The following is a 20,489-nucleotide window of genomic DNA, read 5'->3' as shown; positions in this document are numbered from 1 at the left end:
CCACAGGCGCTGCAAATCGTCCTGCAGACATTGTTCACGTTCGTGGAAGAAAGTGAGGCGACCTCAACGGGAGTATCTCAGATGAGTTTTGAAGCTGGTCAAGCCGTCATAGACGAGATCGTGGCGTCCTGCGACGGCGACCTTCGCGGCGCGCTGATGGCGCTCCTGATGGTCAACGAGCGGCTGGAGAACGAGTTGCAACGACTCCATGCGGCAGTACGCGACGGCAATACGCTGCATTAGAGCGTTTTCGAGCGAAGTGGACACCGGTTCGCGTGAAGAAAACGCGACAAAACAAAATCTGAGAGCCCCGCTTCTGATTCCATCAGAAGCGGAAAGGCTCTAGATTGTGTTTCAACAGCGTGACTCAGACTCGTCCCTTATAGTTGTCTTCACGCGAAGCGGTATCCACTTCGCTCGAAAACGCTATGGATCACGATGATCTTGAATCGAAGCGATCCAGGATCATGAACGCGAATGCCCTGCCCTTGTGATTTCTGCCTCATCGGCGGTGGTCAGATATCGCGTCCCTCGACTTTTTCCGTCAGGGTTTTGACCAGCTCCTGTACTTTCTCAAGATGGGGATTGACCGCAAGCGCCTTGCGGAAAGCGTCAAGCGCGCGCTTGTCATCGCCAAGCTCCTGCATGATCACGCCGAGACCTGCCAGCGCTCCGAAGTGGCGCGGCTCGCGGATCAGCACCTGCTCGATATCCTCAAGCGAACGCTGATAGTCGTTGCGCATATAGTGCAAGGTCGCACGCCGGCTCCATCCCTCGATGTAGTCGGGACGCAGCTTCAAAACCGCATCAAGCATCTTGAGCGCGACGTCGCTCTGTCTGGCGTCCGTCGCCACCTTCACGCGCTGCATCAAAAGCGAGATCGTGTCGCTTGAAGCCTGACTCCAAAGCGCCAGGATCCGCGCCTCGACATACCTCGCACTCTCCTCATCCGGCGCGGCCTTCAGCGCGCCGAACAGGAAATCGAGGCCGCGAACCGTCTGTTTCGCGTTTCCCGGCAGCCTCAATGGCGATCGTGGCGGACCGCCGGGCTGGGTGGCTTCAGGCGACGTGGCCTGCGGAGGGTTGCGCGGCGGCGACTGCGCGGACACGGCAGTGGTCGTCAGAGTTCCGGCGAGAGCGAGCAGCATCGGGAGACAAAGCCACCCGACCGAGGATGTTGTCGGTTGCATTCACAAGCTCCGGACATCACGCGAGCTTCCTGAGCCTACACGACAGCGCCTTTCCGTTCCACGAATCGATTGGAGTCCGGCGTCCATGCGGACAGGCTACAACACAACAAACCCCGGCGAAGCCGGGGCGCATCAACAATCACATGATAGCGATTATGGGGGGATCGATCCGCCGTAAACCGACGCGCGGAATCAGCCCTGGCGAGCCTTGAAACGGCGCTGGGTCTTGTTGATCACATAAACCCGGCCCTTGCGGCGAACCAGACGGTTATCGCGATGCCGGGAGCGCAGGGATTTCAATGAGTTACGGACTTTCATGGGAACGTTCCTGATCTTTCAAAGCCCATGTTACGAAAGGCCGAAACAGCAAAACGCAGGGCTCGCGGAGAAACCGCGCCAGACGCGCGGTTTCTAGGCTATCCCGGCCCGGACTGTCAATCCAGACGGCCTGAATTTCCGGCCGCACGCGGGTCTGTCGATTCCTCCACCTCATGGGATCCTCGCCCACCCGCAGGTCATGTTCCGCATGATTCAATTTTAAGTAGGTTTATCAAGGTTAACGATGCGCCGACATTCTCCGGTGCACGAGTGGATCATTACGAAAACCAACCCTGATGGAGCCATAAGAAGGGGGTCACGTTGGTATTCCGCCCAGCGAGGACTCAAAGCATGACCGACACAGCCAGGCAGGACGATCGAATCGCGGAAACGCCTTTCGGCAAGCGGAGGGTGAAGCCCCGCGCCTGCATTGTCGAAAGCAAGCATCACGTCCGGTCCCTGCTCAGCGAGGCGCTCGAAGAACAGGGTTTCATTCCTCTCGCCTGCGCCACGCTGGAAGACCTTGATGCGTCTTCGCGCTTCGATTTTCCCGACATCATTGTCATCAGCTTCTCGATGAACGGCCTGTCGGTTCCGGGCATCCTGAACCTGCTGGCGATGCGGGCCTGCGCCGCGAAGGTGCTGCTGATCGGACCGCCGGATGCGCCTGCCGTCAAGGCCGCCCGGGAACTCGGGGAAAATCTGGCGCTCGACTTGCTGCCGGTGCTATCGACGCCTTTCAGCGACAGGGATCTGCGCGCACGCGTCGCCGCCCTGGTGCCGGCCGAGCCGCTGTCCCCTCCAGTCGATGTGGCCGAGGCGCTCGGCGCCGGCTGGCTCGAACTCTGGTATCAACCGAAGATCAGCGCGCGAAGCCTTTCGCTGAGCGGCGCTGAGGCGCTGATCCGGATGCGTCATCCGAACTGGGGCATCGTCCCACCCGCCCGCTTCATTCCCGATGAGGGCGATCCGCATTTCCGCGCCCTGTCGGACTTCGTCATCGGCCGGGTTTTTCAGGACTGGCGCTATCTCGTCGCCAAATCGGGCAGCATCCATATCTCCATCAATCTTCCCCTCGCCTTCTTCACCGACGCCAATGCCGTCGACGACCTGCGCATGCAGTTCCCGAATCATCCGGCCTTCGACGGATTGACCGTGGAGGTCGGCGGCGGCGAAGTGGTGCAGAACCTGCCGCTCGCGGTCGAGGCCGCGCACCGGCTGCGATTTCACAACATCGGCCTGTCGATCGATGATGTGGGCACGGAATGGCCGACACTGGCCGCGCTGAACGATTTTCCATTCGCCGAGATCAAGCTCGATCGCAAATTCGTGGACGGCAGTTCGTCCGCGCGGCTCAAGCGCTCCGTCTGCCGCCAGATCGTCGACCTCGCCAAAAGCCATGGCGTCAAGACAGTGGCCGAGGGCGTCGAGACCCGCGACGATTTCCTCGCGATGCATGGCATCGGCGTCGATTTCATCCAGGGGTTCCTGTTCGGCAAGCCGATGACCACCCGGAAATTCGCACACAGCAGCCGCCAACGTCCGGCCTTCGCAGCCGATGGCTGAAAGCGGCGCCTGTCCGCTCGGCCAATGACCTACCGGTGATTTCCGGTTGCTTTCGCCACGACATCATCACCGTCCGCCTCGGCATTGGACTCGAATACCGCGCGGCACGGTCCGCCGAGCTGAGGCTGATTCTGCCGCAGGCAGGCGACAATACGGCCGACGTCCGGAATCTCGCTGTTGCATAATCTGAGAACGTCCGGCGTGCAGGCCATCCTTTGGGCGAACGTGCCGCGATATTCTTCCGCGGGCGCTGCCGACGCGATGCAGACCACCGCCAGAATTCCGGAAAACAGGACAACTCCGTGCCTGATCATGTGCCACCTCGTCCCAATGCGCTCCACACGCTGACACCTCGTCAAACCTTTGAGGCGGCAGGAAGGTTCGTTTCGGGCGATACGATGGGGCTTGCGTGGCTTTACGCCGGATGCGCGTGCCACGCGCCCGGTCCACCGCGCTTTCCCGCCAGAGCATTTTTCGCTTCTGATTGAATCAGAAGCGAAGCTCTGGATGATTATTTTCACGCGTTTTCTTCACGCGAACCAGCATCCGCTTCGCTTGAAAACGCTATAGATCGCGCCAAGAAACGCTCATCCACCGCGCCGCGCCGGATGCGCGAGTTGATGGGTGAGGTAATCGATCAGCACCTCGACGCGCGCCGGTCGCGGTCCGCCCGGCGGCATCACCAGATGAACCGCGCCTTCCACCTGTTTCCAGCCCTTCAGAAGAACCTCGACCTGCCTGGCGGCGATGGCATCGCCGACGATGAATTCCGGCAGATCCGCTATTCCCAATCCGGCGATGATCGAGGGCAGCAGCGCCTCGCCGTTATTGACGCGCAGTCGGCCCGATGGCCGCACGGCAGCCTGTTCGCCGCGCGCATTGACGTAACGCCATACCCCCGGCGTCGACAGATAAGCGTAACCCAGGCAACTATGCTGGGCGAGATGCATCGGGTGCGTCGGCCTGCCGTGCGCCTTCAGATAGGCCGGCGACGCAACGGTATGACGCGGCATCGGGCAGAGCCGCCGCGCCAGCAATGACGAATCCGGCAAGCTGGCAATCCGCACGCCTACGTCAAACCCCTCGCCGATCAGATCGACCATCGCGTCGCTGAAATGAAGATCCACCGACACCTCGGGATACATCGCAAGGAAGCCGGGCAGCAGCGGCGCGATCACGTTGACGCCGAACGTCATGGGAACCGCAAGCCGCACCAGGCCGCGCGGCGCCGTCGATCGCGCCAGCGCCTCGTTCTCGGCCGCTTCACCGTCCGCCAGCAGACGCGCGGCGCGCTCCGACAGGTTCCTGCCGGCATCCGTCAGCGCCAGGCGGCGCGAGGTTCGGTTGAAGAGACGGGCGCCGAGCCGGTCCTCAAGCCGGGTGACGGCCTTGGAGACCGTTGCCTTCGACAGGCCCAGATCACCCGCCGCGCCCGCGAAGGAGCGCAGTTCGACAACCTTGGCGAAGATCGCCAGCGCCTCGAAATCCGGAAGTTTCACCATTCGCCCGCCCTGCCCGCCATTTCTAATTTTTAGAAACAATGCGTTTCGATAGTTTCTATTTATACACTCATCCGAAAGGCATATCCATCCGTCAACCGGAGCCGGCGGCCGAACACCCAGCGGGCCGTCAGCCGCGACGGAATACGGACAATCGGAAAGGACAGGTCATGATCGAACTCAGACCCTTCAACAAGCTCGGCGGCGCTGATCACGGCTGGTTGAAAGCCAAGCATCACTTCTCGTTCGCCAGCTATTACGACCCGGGCAATGTGGGCCATGGCAGCCTGCGCGTGTGGAACGACGACGAGATCGCGCCGAACAGCGGATTTCCGCCCCACCCCCACGCCAACATGGAGATCATCACTTACGTTCGCGAAGGCGCGATCACCCATCAGGACAGCATGGGCAACAAAGGCCGCACCGAAGCGGGCGACGTGCAGGTGATGAGCGCGGGCTCCGGCGTGCGGCATTCCGAATACAATCTGGAGCCGGTGAAAACCACGCTGTTCCAGATCTGGATCGAGCCTACCAAGGATGGCGGTGAACCCGCCTGGGGCGCGAAGCCTTTTCCGAAAGGCGATCGCTCGGGCAGGCTCGTCACCCTCGCCAGCGGATTCAAGGCCGACAGCGATGCGCTGCCGATCCGCGCTGATGCGCGCGTGCTCGCCACCACGCTGAAAGCCGGCGAGAGCGCAAGCTACGCGGCGAGCAAAACGCGCAACCTGTATCTCGTTCCCGCTGTAGGCGCGGTCGAAGTCAACGGCGTGCGCGTCAACGCCCGCGACGGCGCGGCCATCCGTGACGAGGCGACGGTGAGCATCACCGCGCTGGAGGATTCCGAAGTGGTGCTGGTCGACGCGGCATAAGCCGTCCACCCAACACAGCAAACGCGATGCGCGGCCCGGCCGCCGCGCATCTTCCCTCAAACGCGGAGGCCAAAAATGGCAAAGGTTCTCGTTCTCTATTATTCCGCCTACGGGCATATCGAGGCGATGGCGAACGCCGTCGCGGACGGCGCCCGGGAAGCCGGAGCCACGGTCGACGTCAAGCGGGTGCCTGAACTCGTACCCGAAGCGGTTGCCAAGGCAAAACACTTCAAGCTCGATCAGGCCGCGCCACTGGCGAAAGTCGATGACCTCGCCAACTATGACGCGATCGTCGTCGGCACCGGCACACGGTTCGGACGGATGTCGTCGCAGATGGCGAGCTTCCTCGATCAGGCGGGCGGCCTGTGGGCCAGGGGAGCCTTGCACGGCAAGGTCGGCGGCGCATTCTCATCGAGCGCGACCCAGCATGGCGGCCAGGAAACCACGCTGTTCTCGATCATCACCAACCTCCTGCACTTCGGCATGACGATCGTCGGCCTGAACTACGGCTTCGCCGGCCAGATGGGCGTCACGGAGGTCACCGGCGGCGCGCCCTATGGCGCGACCACCATCGCCGACGGCGACGGCAGCCGCCAGCCGAGCGAGAACGAACTCGCGGGCGCGCGCTATCAGGGCAGGATGATCGCCGAGACCGCGGCGAAGCTGCATGGCTAGAGCGTTTTCAAGCGAAGCATGTCCTCGGGCTTGACCCGAGGATGGACACCGGTTCGCGTGAAGAAAACGCGACAAAACAAAATCATAGAGCCCGCTTCTGATTCTATCAGAAGCGGAAAGGCTCTAAAAACAGCAATCCAGAGCTTCGCTTCTGATTCAATAGACGCGAATGCTCTGGTTTGCCGCTCCTTCACGCTGAACGGCGGGCCAGAGATGCCGCGGGCCGTGGCCAAGACCCCGCCGGTCGTGTATCAGACCCTGAGAAACCACAGCCATTACGGAATACGCCTTGGTCCAGGATCCGACGAACAAGCCATTTCTCGAGGTGCTATCAGGCCGCCGCCAGGCCGTGCCGCCGATCTGGATGATGCGGCAGGCAGGCCGCTATCTGCCGGAATATCGCGAGTTGCGCGCGAAAGCCGGCGGTTTTCTCGACCTCTGCTTCACGCCGGAATTCGCCGCCGAGGTGACATTGCAGCCGATCCGCCGCTTCGGGTTCGACGCCGCGATCATCTTCTCGGACATTCTCGTCATTCCCTACGCCCTCGGACGTTCTGTGCGCTTCGAGGCGGGCGAAGGTCCGCGGCTCGATCCGCTGGATACGCCGGACAAGATAGCCGCGCTTTCGAGCGAAGCCGACATGACGAAGCTCGAGCCGGTGTTCGAAGCGCTGCGCCGCGTCAAGCGCGAACTCGACTCAAAAACAGCTCTGATCGGATTCTGCGGCGCGCCATGGACGGTCGCCACCTACATGGTCGCCGGACAAGGCACGCCCGATCAGGCGCCGGCGCGGATGATGGCCTATCGCCACCCCGACGCCTTCGCGAAGGTCATCGACGCCATCGTTGACAATTCGATCCGCTATCTGCTCGGCCAGCTCAAAGCCGGCGCGGATGCGCTGCAAATCTTCGACACCTGGGCGGGCGTGTTGCCGCCGCGCGAATTCGAGCAGTGGTCGATCGAACCCACCAAACGCATCGTCGCGGGCGTGCGCAGGCAGGTTCCGGACGCAAAGATCATCGGCTTTCCCCGCGGCGCGGGCGCCCTGCTGCCGTCCTATATCGAGGCGACCGGCGTCGACGCCGTCAGCATCGACTGGGCCGCCGAACCCTCCCTGATCCGGGACAAGGTGCAGAACCGGGTAGCCGTGCAGGGCAATCTCGATCCGCTGGCGCTGATCGCCGGCGGCGCGGCGCTCGACCGCGCGGTCGATGACGTGCTGACGAATTTTGCGGGCGGCCGGCTGATCTTCAACCTCGGCCACGGCATTCAACCGGAAACGCCGATCCCGCACGTCGAACAGATGATCCGACGCGTACGCGGCAACGGCACGCGCAAATAGAGCGTTTTCAAGCGAAGTGGATGGCCGGTTCGCGTGAAGAAAACGCGACAAAACAGAATCTAAGAGCCTCGCTTCCGATTCCATCGGAAGCGGGGCTCTAGGGTCTTGCTTTAACTGCGTTGAATCAGACTCGTCCGTCGTATAAGCGACCGCCGAACGGCCAGCATCACTTGGTGTAAGGGCACAAGGACCGCAGCGACAACGATCCGAAGCGGTCCTCGAACGACGAGGGCGCTCCCGCTTTTTTGATGAGGAAAACGATCCGTCGCTCCGCGCGCTCGGTAATTTCCACGGAATCGCCGGTCTCCCGGATCAGGTTCGGAATATCGATCACCGAGAGCGGATCGGTGCAATGCACCTCAAGCCGCTCGCCAGGCGTCAACGATTTCAAGGCCTTGCGGGTCTTGAGCGCTGGCATCGGGCACTTCAGCCCGGTCAGATCGAGTTTCGATATCAGCATGGGGATAAACATGGCGAATCCCGATGAGACCGTCAACCGGTGGACGACGGGGCCTGCTTACATTGCCTCCAATCAGCACGGCTTTCGGGGGATGTTGTTCCGGCCGATCACGTCCTATTGTCATGAGCAACCGAACACCCCATGACCAGCACCCACGCAGCCTCTCCCTCAGATTATCCGCCAACTCCCGCCGTCATCCTGGCCGGCGGGCTTGCGCGGCGTATCGGCGGCGGCGACAAGCCGATGCGCGAAATCGGCGGGCAAACGATCCTGAACCGCGTGATCGCGCGACTGGCATCCCAATGCAGCGGTCTCATCCTCAACGCCAACGGCGATCCGGCGCGGTTTTCAGGGTTCGGCCTGCCCGTGGTCGCCGATAGCGTGGCGGACTTTCCCGGACCGCTCGCCGGGATCCTCGCTGCTCTCGACTGGGCGGCGGATCAGCAATCAGGCCTCCGATGGATCGTGAGCGCTCCGGGCGATTGCCCGTTCCTGCCGCGCGATCTGGTGGCGCGTCTGCATGAGGCGCGGAACCAAGAGGATGCCGAGCTTGCGGTCGCTGTTTCGGGCGGGCGGACGCATCCCGTGATCGGGCTGTGGAATGTGACGCTGCGCGACGAACTGCGTCAGGCGCTGACGTCCGAAGGCATCAGAAAGGTCGATCGCTGGACCGCGCGCTACCGGCTTGCCGCGGTTTCATGGCCGACCGCGCCGTTCGATCCGTTCTTCAATGTCAACACCACCGACGATCTCGCTGAAGCCGAACGCCTGGCCGCGCTCGACGTGGCCGCATGAGGCCAGCGCCTTTTCGCTTCTGATGGAATCAGAAGCGGCGCTCTCAGATCTTGATTTAACGCGTTTTCTTCACGCAAACCGGCATCCATCCTCGGGTCAAGCCGAAGGACATGCTTCGCTTGAAAACGCTCTAGCTATCCTCACCGGCCGCCGCCTGACCGGCCTCCTGCCTTTGCGGCAGCTTCCAGTCCGGCCGGACGAAATGGCAGGTGTAGCCGTTCGGAAAACGCTCCAGGTAATCCTGATGCTCGGGCTCGGCCTCCCAGAATGGTCCGGCCGGCTCGACATCGGTCACGACATAGCCGGGCCAGAGACCGGAGGCGTCGATCTCGGCGATGGTTTCTTCCGCGATCCGCTTCTGCTCATCGCTCGTGTAAAAGATCGCCGAACGGTAGCTCAGGCCCTGATCGTAACCCTGGCGATCCTCCGTGGTCGGATCGTGAATCTGGAAAAAGAACTCCAGCAGCTGCCGATAGCTCGTCACCGTCGGATCGAAGTTGACGTCGATGGCCTCGGCATGATCGCCGTGATTGCGGTACGTGGCGTCCGGCACGTCGCCGCCGGTGTAGCCGACCCGGGTCGAGATCACGCCGGGATACCGGCGCAACAGAGCCTGCATACCCCAGAAGCAGCCGCCGGCAAGAACCGCGCGTTCCGTAGAAACCGTCATACCCACCTCTCTCCTGGAACCTCGCTTCTGACGGAGTTACACCACGAAACGACGTCGGATCGATTATCCTGCCCATTGCATATTCGGATAATCCTCGCAACCGGATTCGCCAGTTGCATCACAGCACGATACCAAGCTATTCGGAGGGTCACTCGATACCAATTTCGAAGCAAAATGAGGACTGGAATGCCGATCAAGCTGGACGAAACGAAGTTTGCCCTGGACGATCACGCACCTTTCGGGAAGCTGTGGGGCAGGCTGTTGATCGAAGTCGTGGATAAAGAAACCGACATCAGACAGACCGTGCACCTCGAGGTTCTTCTCGACAAGGGTGATCGGACCAATTTTCTCCAGTATGAAAAGCTGGCGCGTGACGAAGCCAAGAAACTGCTGACCCAGGTCGCTGAGCAACTGTAACGTCGCAGAGCAACTGTAACTCACCTAGAGCCTTTCCGCTTCTGATCGAATCAGAAGCGGGGCTCTATGATATTGTTCTGATGCGTTGTCTTCACGCGAAACGGATCCACGTCGCTTGAAAACGCTCTACTCCTCCGCTGACCGGTGACTCCGCTTGAAGCGCGCCCCGGCGTTTCGCCAAGCGCGGGGTGATCTTCGATAATCAGCCTCAACGGAATGCGATGCCCCGCATTGCCCAGATGCTTGCCGCGTCTGGGCAATGTGGCTTGTGCCCGGTTCTGGCGATTACTTCCAGAGAACTCAGTCCTTCCTTTTCGCTGCGTTGACCGGACGTTCATGCAGACGCCAGGTCACCATCCGGCCGCCATCGAAGGCGGTGAGAACACCGCGTCGCAGAAGCAACCACCCCAGCATTGCATCAATACCAGCTTGCATTGGTCTCGAACGTTATGGCGTTTTCGAGCAAAGCATGTCCACGGGCTTGATCCGAGATGGACACCGATTCGCGTGAGGGAAACGCGTCATCGCAGAACTAACCGCTCGTGGAAAACAAAAGGCGTCCTTGTCATCCGTCCATGCACGCCACGTCGATAACTATCGAGCGATTCTAAAACACGCAGACATTCGAATTTGAGTTCGCTGGATTAGCTTAACTCAGCGTTCATCAAACAGACAGCAAGCTGTAGAGCGTTTTCGAGCGAAGTGGATACCGGTTCGCGCGCAGAAAACGCGTCAGATCAAAATCATAGAGCCACGCTTCTGACTCCGCCGGAGCGGAAAGGCTCCAGGATAATCAGTTCATCGCTTTCTGAACCCTGTTGACGACATCGGTAGTCGCGCGCAAACTTCACTGCTACTGCTGGTTGTCGATGAAGTGCGTTTCATTGCGTTGAATCAAACTCCGACATTAATTTTTGATCGAGCATGATCTTATCCGAAGGCCGGTTTCCACTTTGCGCTGGCGCGGCCCTTCGGGTCGGGATCATGCTCCAGCTGCAACGCCATGTCCTTTCGTTCCCGATGAGGTCCTCCTCCATCAGATCTTCCTCGATCAAGCGGCTTCGAAAAGATGCGCGCGAATGTCGCGCGAACGTCGCGACTCAACATGCACGACGCGTTCGACGAGATCGGCCGATGGTTTCCGCCGGAGTCGTCACGCCGTGATGGCTCCAGCCCACGGCGTTCGTATCACGATTGACAGTTCCGAAGCAGTATTCTGCCGCAAGCGTATGTTCGACACCGGCGATCACGCCGCAACATGGGGGTAGTGACATGACAACGACACGACGGACGGTTCTTCTGCAGGGAGGAGCGATCGGCGCCGGCCTCATCGCCGCGAATGTACCCGCGGTGCGCGCGCTCGCGGCGACGAAGACGCCTCCTGTCCGGCGTTCACTGCAGGGACTTGCCTGGAACGATCCCATCGTCGCGACTTATCGCGATGCGGTCGGCATCATGAAACAGAAGCCAGCCAATGATAAGTTCAACTGGGTGCAGCTCGCGAATTTTCACGGCAACATCAGCACCGGCTTCCGCTATTGCCCGCATGGCGACTGGTACTTCCTGCCGTGGCACCGCGCCTACACCGCGATGTACGAACGTATCGTTCGGAATCTGACGAAGAATCAGGACTTCGCCATGCCCTACTGGGACTGGACGGCGAGCCCGACAATGCCCGAGGTGTTCCTGCCGGAAAAAACCCCGGACGGAAAGACAAACTGGCTGTGCGTGAATGAGGACGGCAGGAAACGGACGTGGCCGCCGACGCAGCCGATGCCGGCGAACATCGTGGGGCCTGCGGTTCTCAATACGATTCTCAATGCGTCGCCTTACGAGGTTTTCGGCACCAGCCGTCCCGCGGGCCAGAGCTCGCTCGATCCCTCCTGGATCACGGGCGGAGGCGGCGTGCAGGGCACGCTCGAAGCGACGCCGCACAACCAGGTGCACAACAACATCGGCGGCTGGATGCCAACCGCCGCATCGCCGCGCGACCCGATATTCTTCATGCACCACGGCAATATCGACCGCATCTGGGCGCTGTGGAATCTCAAGCATCAGAACAGCACCGATCCGCTCTGGACCGGCATGCCGTTCAAGGAGAACTTCCTCAATCCGGACGGCTCGTTCTGGTCTCCAAAAGTGTCCGACCTCTACGTTCCCGAGAAGCTCGGTTACAGCTATGGCTTCACGCAGACTCCGGTCGTCGCCGCCAGCGCCCGGACAATGACCCTGGAACGCTCGCTCAACGCCGTTCTCGGAGCGAAGGCTGCCTCTGACGTCGAGGCCGGAAAGGTCGAGACCGCGGTGGTTGAAAACAACAAGAGCGCGACGCCTGGCGCAGCGCTGGCTCTCAAGATCGAGGTGCCGCAGGCTGCCTTGCAGGGTGTCGTGCGGAGCGCTCCCGTAGGTTCCGGATTCGACACCATGGACTTCGCAGCCGCGCGCGAAGCATCAGCGCGCGGAAGCCGCGCCCTGGCCATTCTCCGCAATGTCGCCATCACCGATCCAAGCACGACGACGATCCAGATTTATCTGGGCGATGAACCCGTTCCAGCCGACGCATCGCCCTCGGATCGCCGCTACGTGGGTAGTTTCGCCATGCTCGATCACGGCGGCGGCGGCAATGGCGTCCACGGCGACCACGAACTTCCGTCCTTCGTCCTCGATCTTACCGATGCCCTTCAGAAGGTTTACGGTTCGGCCGGAACGATTCCCGGCACCATCGGGTTGCAACTCGTCGTGGGCAATCAGACCGGTAGCGGCAAGGCCGGCAGCGCGACGCCGCAGCGCGTCGAGGTCGTCCTGGTTTCAGGATAGTCTTGCGTCATGAGGGAAGACGGCGACGATGAAGCGAACAAGAGGTTGCGCGATTCGAGCCGTCTTCGCTGTGATGGCGTTATCGGCCCTCGAAATGGCAGCAGCAGAAGAAAATGACGCGCGCGCCCACGTCAACGCTCCGGCGCGGATCGCCATCGCGCCGGCGCGCGAACTGCCGCAACACGATGCCGGACAGCTTGTCGTCACCGTCACGGGTTTCAAGCCCGCGACAGCCGGCACGGTCGAAGGCGTCGTCCTGATCCCTTGCGGAACCGGGGAACGTGAGATCGGGCGGTTCGGCATCTTCCCACAGCAGCCCTTCACCGCGGGGAACAACACCAAGCCTCAGCGCTTCGGTTTTGCTTTGCCCGCTGGTTGCAAGCCGTCGCAAGTCACCGTGCGGGTTGAGCCCAGTGCTGGTGATGGCAGCGGCGCTGAACTTGTTATCGGCGAAGTCGCCTTCAAATAAGCTCAGGTGAAGCCCGCGCTGCAACATGGTCGCGGCCATTCCTTCTTCTTCCACCTAAAAAACATCCCGTTGTGCGTGATCTGCATCGTTCCAGGAGCGATTTTGACCCATGCCGGAAAATTGATTGGCATTGATGAAGGTGTAGCGAGACACTGCAGGAACTAAGTGTGCACGCTGATGTTAAGGCCGCAAATGTGTGATGCGATTTTGAGGAGCCTTTTATGTGCGATTACAGCCTGCATCACGTCTCCTCGCGACCCGCCCAGGTAGGCGACAAACTGGTCACGATGGAGCTTGCGCGATCAAACGCGCGTGGCTTTGCTGCCGTTGGTGAAATCGGAGCCAGGCTCGTCGTTCACGATGACGCGCCTCAGGTGGCGGTCTGCCTGCTTCCGGGAACGGAACTCGCCTTTGACGCCGCTGTCGAGCATGAGCGTGCCTTCAGTCCAAGAGTTTTCGGCGTACGGATTTTTGGCAAGGCGCGCGTGAATTATACGGTCGCCAGCTTCCGTCAGGTCGATCTGGATGATCCCTACGTCCAGCATGATGCGCTGGAGTTCCCCAACGGGGAGATCGTAAAGATCAACCGCCTGATAGAGGGACAGTCGGCCACCGTGCTTCAACTGCCGGCCGTCTCGTCTCGCAGCGATGAGCATGAACATGCTCACGCCGGATCCATCGCTCCCTTGCGTCCTTCACGTCTCGTGCTGAACCGCGCGCTGCCCGAATCCGGGTCAGCGGCGATCCTGTTGCCGAGTCTGGGCGTGGCGACATTGTGGGACGCCTTCCGCGGCGCGGTTGCCGATATCCGGACCTCGCTGAGCCATGCGTTCCGACGCTTGACGGCTCGTAAGCCTGGCCTTGTGCCGGCGCTTCCTGACGCGGGCTCTCACAGCATCGTGCCCGTGACGGCATCACCGCAGACACCCGTAAATCCGACATCGGATAAATCGGATAAGCCGGCTAGAGCGTTTTCAAGCGAAGTGGATACCGGTTCGCGTGAAGAAAACGCGTCAAATAAAATCATGGAGCCTCGCTTCTGATTCCATCAGAAGCGAAAGGGCTCTAGCAAGACCGAAGTCAAATCGTCTGCTGAGTTGCCTTCGGCTTGGTCCGCGCCAGAAAGCCGGCCCGAGGCACGAACGTTATCTTCGTGGTGAACCTGCGACACGAAGATGCTCATTGCAGCAAGAAATCGCAGGATACGCAGCGGGACGATAGTCGTTCGAGCTGCACCGACACAGCCATAGCAAACCCGTGGTGCCGGCCACGAGAGGGACAATCACGGCGCATCTCCCGGCGAGATGCGCCACGCTAGCAGCGTCGAAGACGAGAGACACAAGCACGACCCCGCGCCAACAAGCTCGAACAATAACGATAAGAACGAGCCACAGGAACGAAGGAGTAGACACATGGACATCCGAGCTCAAGTTTCGATGGTCTTTCACCTGGACAAGTGCATCGGTTGCCACACCTGCAGCATCGCGTGCAAGAACATCTGGACCGATCGCAAGGGCACCGAGTACATGTACTGGAACAACGTGGAGACCAAGCCGGGTACGGGTTACCCGACACGTTGGGAAGACCAGACCAAGTATCGTGGCGGCTGGGTGGTTGACGGTCAGAGGCAGAAGAGCCTTCGGCTTCGGCTGCAGGGCAAGTGGGGAACGCTGACCAACATTTTCTACAACCCCTATCTGCCGACGCTCGACGATTATTTCGAGCCGTGGACCTACGATTACCAGAACCTGATCAATGCGCCGCTGGCTGACGAGCAGCCGACCGCGCGGGCGATCTCGATGGTGACCGGCAAGTACATGGACACGATCGAGGCGGGCCCGAACTGGGACGACGACCTCGGCGGTTCGCAGGTCTACGCCAACAACGACCCGAACTTCGACGGCGCTTCCGATGAGGAGATGCGCCAGATCAACGAGATCAACAGCACGGTGTTCTTCTATCTGCCGCGCATCTGCAACCATTGCCTCAATCCGGGCTGCGTTGCGGCCTGCCCGCAGGGCGCGCTCTACAAGCGCGGTGAGGACGGCGTCGTGCTGGTGAGCCAGGAACGCTGCCGCGCCTGGCGCATGTGCGTCTCCGGCTGCCCCTACAAGAAGACCTATTTCAACTGGTCGACGGGCAAGGCCGAGAAGTGCATCCTGTGCTATCCGCGTCTTGAGAGCGGCCAGCCGCCGGCGTGCTTCCACTCCTGCGTGGGACGCATCCGGTATATCGGCCTCGTGCTTTACGACGCGGATGCGATCGAGGAGACGGCGAAGTCGCCGCAGGACCAGCTGGTGATGGCCCAGCGCAACATCATCAAGGATCCGTTCGACCCGGAGATCATCGCGGCCGCAAGGGCCAACGGGATTCCGGCTGCGAAGATCCAGGCCGCGCAACAATCGCCTGTCTACCAGTTCGTGAAGAAGTGGGGCATCGCGCTGCCGCTGCATCCGGAGTTCCGCACGCTGCCGATGCTGTTCTATGTGCCGCCGCTGGGACCGGTTCTGGCCAAGGTCGAGAACGGTGTTTACAACAACATCGCTCATGAAGCCCGGCTGGGACCGCTGATGAGCTCGCTCGACCGATCACGCGTATCGCTTCGCTACATGGCGAGCCTGCTGTCGGGCGGTAATGAGGAGGTCATCCGCGACGTCTACAAGAAGCTGGTCGCGGTGCGCGTCTACATGCGTTCGAGGAAGGTCAAGGACATCCCGGACGAGGAGGTGCAGCGGGCGCTGTCCGAAGGCAAGACCACCGCGGCGGAAGTCGAGGCGATCTGGCGTCTGACATCGATGCCGACCTTCGAGGAGCGTTTCGTGGTTCCGCCGATGGAGCGCGAGACGGCGGTTGACGCCCTGTTCCCGCAGCTCGATCCGGTCTCCCATAACTACCCGATCCGCAGAGGCGCGGTCGGCGTCGGCTTCCACACCGATCCGGCAAGAGGACCATAGGCCCTCCTGCCGCACGACAAGGTGCGAGACGGTTTTCGGATCATGCATCCGGATCCGTCCCGCGGATTTGCAGAAGGTTCTCTTTCGTGCGTAAGCGCTGGGGTTCGGGCGAACACAAAGCAGCCGGTTCGCGCGTTAAACACCAATCGGAAACATCCGGTTTCGGCGTCATTCCGATCAGTGAATGCTGAACGATGCACCATCTTCAGCGCGCGCGGATCCGACTCCATAGCTGGCCATAAGCACCTTCCGCGCCTCTTCGAGGCGTCCGGCCTTGAATAGAACGTTGACGAGCCTGGTGAAGATGTCCGGCACCGCCGGCTGCAACCGAATGACCTCGCGATAAGCGTTCGCGGCTTCAACGAACTGACCCATGGCTTCGCAGGACTGCCCGAGCAGGAGCCAGGGCTTGTACGTGTCAGTCCTTATTCGGGTAAGTAACTTGAACATGCGCTTTGCAGCGACGTGATCACCCTTTTTGGCAAGAAGCTGACCATACCGATGAAGCGAGCCTTCGTTTCGCGGATCCGTCTCGAGTATCTGACGATACGCTCGCGCCGCCTGATCGATCTTTCCTTCCTGATGCAGATTTGTCGCTTCCTTCAACGCGTCCGTAATCGCCCGCACGTCAAGCTTCCCACCCAGATTTCGACCGCTTCGTGTCGCGACAACGTAGCAATGAAGCCGTCGCTCCTTGACGCCAAATGAATATTTGTAACGCTCGTTTCCACGTAGGAAATCATAACGCTTCATTCCGCGTGAGATGGCATAGCGGATGCTGTGGCCGTGCAGAATAAGCCCGGGTTGCGGACCCGCGAATTCTTCGTCCCTTCCCGTGATGTAGAATAGAAATGACTTCTTCCGTTCGTCCATCAGGATAGCGAGGGCGGCAAGAGGACGATCACCCATCCAGAGCGTCGGTAACAGAAGCAGCCCGCGATCGAAACTGCGAGAAAGCATGGCGCGATGCGCGCGGACGAGATTATCCGTAAAACTTCCTTTTCTGGATCTCCATTTTGTCTCCCAGAAACGGAGAAACGTATTCAGGTCCGCCGCCACCGTTTCGGCGGTTGCGTGAGTGATGCGATACTCGCTGTTGGCATCGACCGCGCGCAGCAGGCGGCGCAGCGTCTGCCGCGTGTTCGCGCTGATGGTTTCAAGATATCTATCCCAATTGTCCGGCAGGTCCATATACGGACATAGCGCATTGTCAATCTGATCTGTCTTGTTGACGCGATCCATCTGGCTGATGGTGAACTTCGATTGAGAAAAGCAGGATACGAGCTTTCTGAACCTGTCATCCGAACCACAGAAGTTTCCGAGAACAAAGTCGGTCCATCTCATACGCTTGATCTGCTGCGCAAACGCACTGATCGCATCAGCTTCGGACCGGGGAAACGAGATCAATCCGCAATAATCCGCGGCATGGCTTCCGGCCATTCTAAGATCGTTGAATAGACGCCCCTCCTCATCAATCCTGGTGTCGATCCGAAGCGGAAAGAACGCGACATAGCGAGCGTCAGATCCGTTCTCTTTGGCTGCAAGAACGATCCATGGCGTGGAAAGCTTTTCCAGCCAGGCAAAGAGCCAGTTCCACGACAGGAACAGGGTTGCATGAGGATCGGCATCATAGACTTCGTCCCAGTTTTCCCTCAACCGGTTGAAAGTATCCATATCCTCTATGAGGTCGATATGCATTGGAGTCCTCTTTGCGCGCTCATGTTGTCTGCTGTTCTGCGTCCCCGCCGTACTCCTATCGCTCGCGAAACGCCCGTGACATGCTGTCATCGATCGGCTTCATGATGTACTGGAAGAAGGTTCGCTCGCTGGTCTTGATGAAGACTTCAGCCGGCATGCCCGGCGTCGGATGGAAGCCATGGATCGCGACAACTTCGGCGTTATTCAGCCGCACGCGAATGACGTAAATGTCGGTCGGTCCGGTCTGTAGCGATTTTTTCTCGTCGGCGACCGTATCGGCCGAGAGATAGATAACGTCCCCCGACACCATCGGCGTAACCCGCTGGCTGAGCGCCGTCAGCCGAACCATCGCTTCCTGGCCGTGCTTGACCGAGTCGATATCCTGGGGCCTCACCCTGGCCTCGATGATCAATGGCTCATCGAGCGGCAACAATTCCATGATGGGCTTCCCCGGCTCCACCACGCCGCCGCGCGTGTGAAATCGCAGCTTGACGACGACGCCCTTGACCGGGGCGCGGATCGTGGTTCGGTCCAGAACGCCCTTCGCGCTCTGCATACGCTCGCGAACGTCGACCAGTTCACCACGCACTTCGTGCATCTGCTCGACGGCGGTCTTGATGGCGACCTTCCGCACGCCGTTGATCTGCTCGATCGCACGGGCTATCCGCTCCTTGGCGTCTCCGATGTCGCCCATGATGCGGCCGACCTCGCCTTCCAGATTGGCCTGATTACGTTGCAGAAGAAGAACCTCGGGCTTGCGCACGAGCCCTGCCGCCAGAAGATGTTCCTTGGTCTTGACATCTTCCTCGATGAGCGCGATCTGCCTCCGCACACCGTCGAGTTGAACCTTGGATCCCGCGATGCGCTCGTTCAGGGCCTTGATGCTGTCCTCAATTCCGGCGATGTCGCTGTTTGTGTTGTTGCGTTGAGCCGTGAAAGCAAGCAGTTGTGCGTTGACGATGCTGCGTATCTGCGGATCCTTTGAATCGGACGCCAGTTCCGGCGGAAAGTTGACTTCCGCTTCCTCGCGAACCTGTGCCTGCAGGCGCGCATCGACGGCCGTGAGCCGTGCGTTGCGAAGAAAGAGCCGCTGCATCTCGGCTTTCGCCGAAGTCCGGTCCAGTTCAACGAGGATCTGTCCGGGTACCACGGTATCACCTTCACGAACCTTGATCTCGTCGATCATGCCGCCTTCAAGATGCTGAATGATTTTGTTCTGGCCTGTCGCCACGAACACGCCGGACGCCACGACGGCACCGGCAATCGGCGCCGTGTTGCCCCACACACCGAATCCCAATACCGTCACCACCACGATCACAATGCCTGCCAGGGTGTGGCCGCGTGTCGAGCGTGGAAGATCGACGTGCCAAGGCTGATCGCCAGTCGCTGTCATGCTCATGATCGTCTCTCCCGGCTCGCCTCTGTTTGGCCCCTGATCATGCGTCGAGCATTGGCGCGGCCGACGGGCTGGGTCGTTTGCGGCCTGACATCAGCGGAATCACTTCGTCGCGCGCTCCGAACGCTTGCACGGCGCCATTCTTCAAGATCATGATCTTGTCGACGCTCTGTAGCAGCGCCGGCCGCTGCGTGATGGTCACCACCGTCATCCGCTTCTCCTTCGCACGCATCAATGCCTTCGCCAGCGCCCGCTCGCCGCTCGCATCCAGATTAGCGTTGGGCTCATCGAGCACGATCAACCGGGGATTGCCGTAGAAGGCGCGCGCGAGCCCGATCCGCTGCCGCTGCCCGCCCGACAGCGGGCTGCCATCCATGCCGATAACGGTCTCGTAGCCCTGAGCCATTTCTGAAATCATCTCGTGAACGTCCGCCGTTTCAGCCGCATCGAAGATGTCTTCATCGATCGCGTCCGCGCGCATTCGCGCAATATTCGCCTTGATCGACGCCGGAAGCAGTTGAACCTCCTGGGGCAGGTAGCCGACGCTTTCGCCGAACTGGCGCGGATCCCAGTTGCGCAGATCCATCATGTCCAGACGAACATTCCCGGCGGTCGGAATGATCGATCCCACCAGCATTCGCGCCCTCTCGGATCGCACGGATCGCACAAGTCGTACCCGCCGTTGAAGTTCACCGACGGATTGCTGAGGTGATCGTTATCCACCAGGCTGTTGACCTGATCGATGTTGAACTGGTTACCACCGCCGTTCAGCGTCTGATTGACCACGTCAGGCATGACCAGCGAATCGTGGATATCGTGGATCCCGCTGAGATCGATGACCGGATTGGAGAAGCTGCTGCCATCCAGGTCCAGATCAACTTTGACGTCCACGTCGACCTTGGTCTCGACAGTGTTCTCGACGTTATTCTCGATCTTGTTGTCGATGCTGTTGTCGAGCTTGTTGTCAACACTGTTATCGAGCTTGTTGTCGACGGCGTTCTCGACCTTGTTGTCGTTCGAGTTCCAGTTGCCGTTGCCGTTCAGATTGGTGTTGTCGCTGGATGAATAAAGCCCCTGAACGGCGGTCTGGTGGGCGAACTGGTCTTGGCCCTGGCTCTGGCCTTGACCCTGCCCCTGGCCTTGACCCTGCAGATTGGCCTGTCCCTGCAGCTGAGCCTGCAGATTGGCTTGCGCCTGGCCCTGGTTCTGCGTCGGGTCGTTGTTGTGATCATCTCTGTGATCGTTACGGCGATTGTCTCTAGACATGTCAGGCTCCTGTTGGAGGAGCATCGTCGCGACCAAAGCGCGCCAATCTTCTACGTCAGCGGCCTTGCCGGGAAGCGATGCCGGTTGC

20 protein-coding genes and 1 pseudogene are annotated in these 20,489 nt (G+C 60.4%); 10 read left to right on the top strand and 11 right to left on the bottom strand.

Annotated features, from left to right (window positions below):
* Positions 1–81 precede the first annotated feature (81 nt).
* Complete coding sequence (locus ACMYR2_RS06390) at positions 82–243, top strand: hypothetical protein (RefSeq protein ID WP_347263019.1); 162 nt, start codon at positions 82–84, stop codon at positions 241–243.
* Between the two features lie 272 nt (positions 244–515).
* Here ACMYR2_RS06390 and ACMYR2_RS06385 read toward each other — a convergent pair whose 3' ends face one another.
* Positions 516–1,190, bottom strand: a complete 675-nt coding sequence (locus ACMYR2_RS06385) for a tetratricopeptide repeat protein (RefSeq protein ID WP_347263018.1) — start codon at positions 1,188–1,190, stop codon at positions 516–518.
* A 192-nt stretch (positions 1,191–1,382) separates the two neighbouring features.
* Positions 1,383–1,508: a type B 50S ribosomal protein L36 gene (gene ykgO, locus ACMYR2_RS06380; RefSeq protein WP_011314284.1), complete on the bottom strand. Its 126-nt coding sequence runs from the start codon at positions 1,506–1,508 to the stop codon at positions 1,383–1,385.
* Positions 1,509–1,859: 351 nt separating this feature from the next.
* On the opposite strand from ykgO, the gene ACMYR2_RS06375 reads away from it, so the two are divergent.
* A complete protein-coding gene (locus tag ACMYR2_RS06375; RefSeq protein WP_347263017.1) occupies positions 1,860–3,074 on the top strand; it encodes an EAL domain-containing response regulator in 1,215 nt (404 codons plus the stop codon).
* A 29-nt stretch (positions 3,075–3,103) separates the two neighbouring features.
* On the opposite strand, the gene ACMYR2_RS06370 is transcribed toward ACMYR2_RS06375, so the two are convergent.
* Both ACMYR2_RS06370 and ACMYR2_RS06365 read right to left on the bottom strand, forming a co-directional pair.
* Positions 3,104–3,388, bottom strand: a complete 285-nt coding sequence (locus tag ACMYR2_RS06370; RefSeq protein WP_347263016.1) for a hypothetical protein — start codon at positions 3,386–3,388, stop codon at positions 3,104–3,106.
* A gap of 273 nt (positions 3,389–3,661) precedes the next feature.
* Positions 3,662–4,576: a LysR substrate-binding domain-containing protein gene (locus tag ACMYR2_RS06365; RefSeq protein ID WP_416193882.1), complete on the bottom strand. Its 915-nt coding sequence runs from the start codon at positions 4,574–4,576 to the stop codon at positions 3,662–3,664.
* Positions 4,577–4,743: 167 nt separating this feature from the next.
* Here ACMYR2_RS06365 and ACMYR2_RS06360 point away from each other — a divergent pair, with 167 nt between their 5' ends.
* The 3 genes from ACMYR2_RS06360 to hemE all read left to right on the top strand — a co-directional run bounded on the left by ACMYR2_RS06360 (position 4,744) and on the right by hemE (position 7,459).
* Complete coding sequence (locus ACMYR2_RS06360; protein ID WP_416193881.1) at positions 4,744–5,442, top strand: pirin family protein; 699 nt, start codon at positions 4,744–4,746, stop codon at positions 5,440–5,442.
* Positions 5,443–5,517: 75 nt separating this feature from the next.
* On the top strand, positions 5,518–6,117 hold the full coding sequence (gene wrbA, locus ACMYR2_RS06355) for an NAD(P)H:quinone oxidoreductase (protein ID WP_347263013.1): 600 nt from the start codon (positions 5,518–5,520) through the stop codon (positions 6,115–6,117).
* Positions 6,118–6,481: 364 nt separating this feature from the next.
* Entirely contained in the window at positions 6,482–7,459 is a 978-nt protein-coding gene (hemE, locus tag ACMYR2_RS06350; protein ID WP_347263046.1) for a uroporphyrinogen decarboxylase, read from the top strand.
* A 166-nt stretch (positions 7,460–7,625) separates the two neighbouring features.
* Here hemE and ACMYR2_RS06345 read toward each other — a convergent pair whose 3' ends face one another.
* Positions 7,626–7,931 (bottom strand): sulfurtransferase TusA family protein, encoded by a 306-nt coding sequence (locus ACMYR2_RS06345; RefSeq protein WP_141384066.1) that lies wholly within the window; start codon positions 7,929–7,931, stop codon positions 7,626–7,628.
* 129 nt (positions 7,932–8,060) lie between these two features.
* Between ACMYR2_RS06345 and mobA the strand changes: the two genes are divergently transcribed.
* Entirely contained in the window at positions 8,061–8,714 is a 654-nt protein-coding gene (gene mobA / locus ACMYR2_RS06340) for a molybdenum cofactor guanylyltransferase MobA (RefSeq protein WP_347263012.1), read from the top strand.
* A gap of 130 nt (positions 8,715–8,844) precedes the next feature.
* Here mobA and msrA read toward each other — a convergent pair whose 3' ends face one another.
* Positions 8,845–9,384, bottom strand: coding sequence for a peptide-methionine (S)-S-oxide reductase MsrA (msrA, locus tag ACMYR2_RS06335; protein WP_347263011.1), 540 nt, complete (start codon positions 9,382–9,384; stop codon positions 8,845–8,847).
* Between the two features lie 186 nt (positions 9,385–9,570).
* Between msrA and ACMYR2_RS06330 the strand changes: the two genes are divergently transcribed.
* Both ACMYR2_RS06330 and ACMYR2_RS06325 read left to right on the top strand, forming a co-directional pair.
* Positions 9,571–9,801 (top strand): hypothetical protein, encoded by a 231-nt coding sequence (locus ACMYR2_RS06330; RefSeq protein ID WP_011314273.1) that lies wholly within the window; start codon positions 9,571–9,573, stop codon positions 9,799–9,801.
* 1,272 nt (positions 9,802–11,073) lie between these two features.
* On the top strand, positions 11,074–12,618 hold the full coding sequence (locus tag ACMYR2_RS06325; protein ID WP_347263010.1) for a tyrosinase family protein: 1,545 nt from the start codon (positions 11,074–11,076) through the stop codon (positions 12,616–12,618).
* Between the two features lie 79 nt (positions 12,619–12,697).
* Here the strand turns inward: ACMYR2_RS06325 and ACMYR2_RS06320 are convergent, their stop codons facing one another.
* Positions 12,698–13,114, bottom strand: coding sequence for a hypothetical protein (locus tag ACMYR2_RS06320; protein ID WP_416193880.1), 417 nt, complete (start codon positions 13,112–13,114; stop codon positions 12,698–12,700).
* A 194-nt stretch (positions 13,115–13,308) separates the two neighbouring features.
* On the opposite strand from ACMYR2_RS06320, the gene ACMYR2_RS06315 reads away from it, so the two are divergent.
* Positions 13,309–14,130, top strand: coding sequence for a hypothetical protein (locus ACMYR2_RS06315; RefSeq protein ID WP_347263008.1), 822 nt, complete (start codon positions 13,309–13,311; stop codon positions 14,128–14,130).
* A gap of 369 nt (positions 14,131–14,499) precedes the next feature.
* Entirely contained in the window at positions 14,500–16,041 is a 1,542-nt protein-coding gene (gene narH, locus ACMYR2_RS06310) for a nitrate reductase subunit beta (protein ID WP_416193879.1), read from the top strand.
* Between the two features lie 177 nt (positions 16,042–16,218).
* Here narH and ACMYR2_RS06305 read toward each other — a convergent pair whose 3' ends face one another.
* From ACMYR2_RS06305 to ACMYR2_RS06290, 4 genes and pseudogenes are all read right to left on the bottom strand, one after another.
* Positions 16,219–17,739 carry a GNAT family N-acetyltransferase gene (locus ACMYR2_RS06305; protein ID WP_347265466.1) on the bottom strand — a complete coding sequence of 507 codons (1,521 nt, stop codon included), beginning with the start codon at positions 17,737–17,739 and terminating at the stop codon, positions 16,219–16,221.
* A 55-nt stretch (positions 17,740–17,794) separates the two neighbouring features.
* Positions 17,795–19,138 (bottom strand): HlyD family type I secretion periplasmic adaptor subunit, encoded by a 1,344-nt coding sequence (locus ACMYR2_RS06300; RefSeq protein WP_416193878.1) that lies wholly within the window; start codon positions 19,136–19,138, stop codon positions 17,795–17,797.
* 37 nt (positions 19,139–19,175) lie between these two features.
* Positions 19,176–19,778 (bottom strand): annotated as a pseudogene (locus tag ACMYR2_RS06295) (ATP-binding cassette domain-containing protein); the annotation flags it as partial.
* On the bottom strand, positions 19,721–20,401 hold the full coding sequence (locus tag ACMYR2_RS06290) for a hypothetical protein (RefSeq protein ID WP_416193877.1): 681 nt from the start codon (positions 20,399–20,401) through the stop codon (positions 19,721–19,723). The gene ACMYR2_RS06290 and the pseudogene ACMYR2_RS06295, both read right to left, overlap by 58 nt.
* Positions 20,402–20,489: the final 88 nt, after the last annotated feature.

It is taken from the genome of Nitrobacter sp. TKz-YC01, from assembly GCF_047824785.1.
GTDB lineage: Bacteria > Pseudomonadota > Alphaproteobacteria > Rhizobiales > Xanthobacteraceae > Nitrobacter.
Note: the sequence above shows the minus strand (reverse complement) of the source record. Positions and strands in the feature narration are given on the sequence as shown.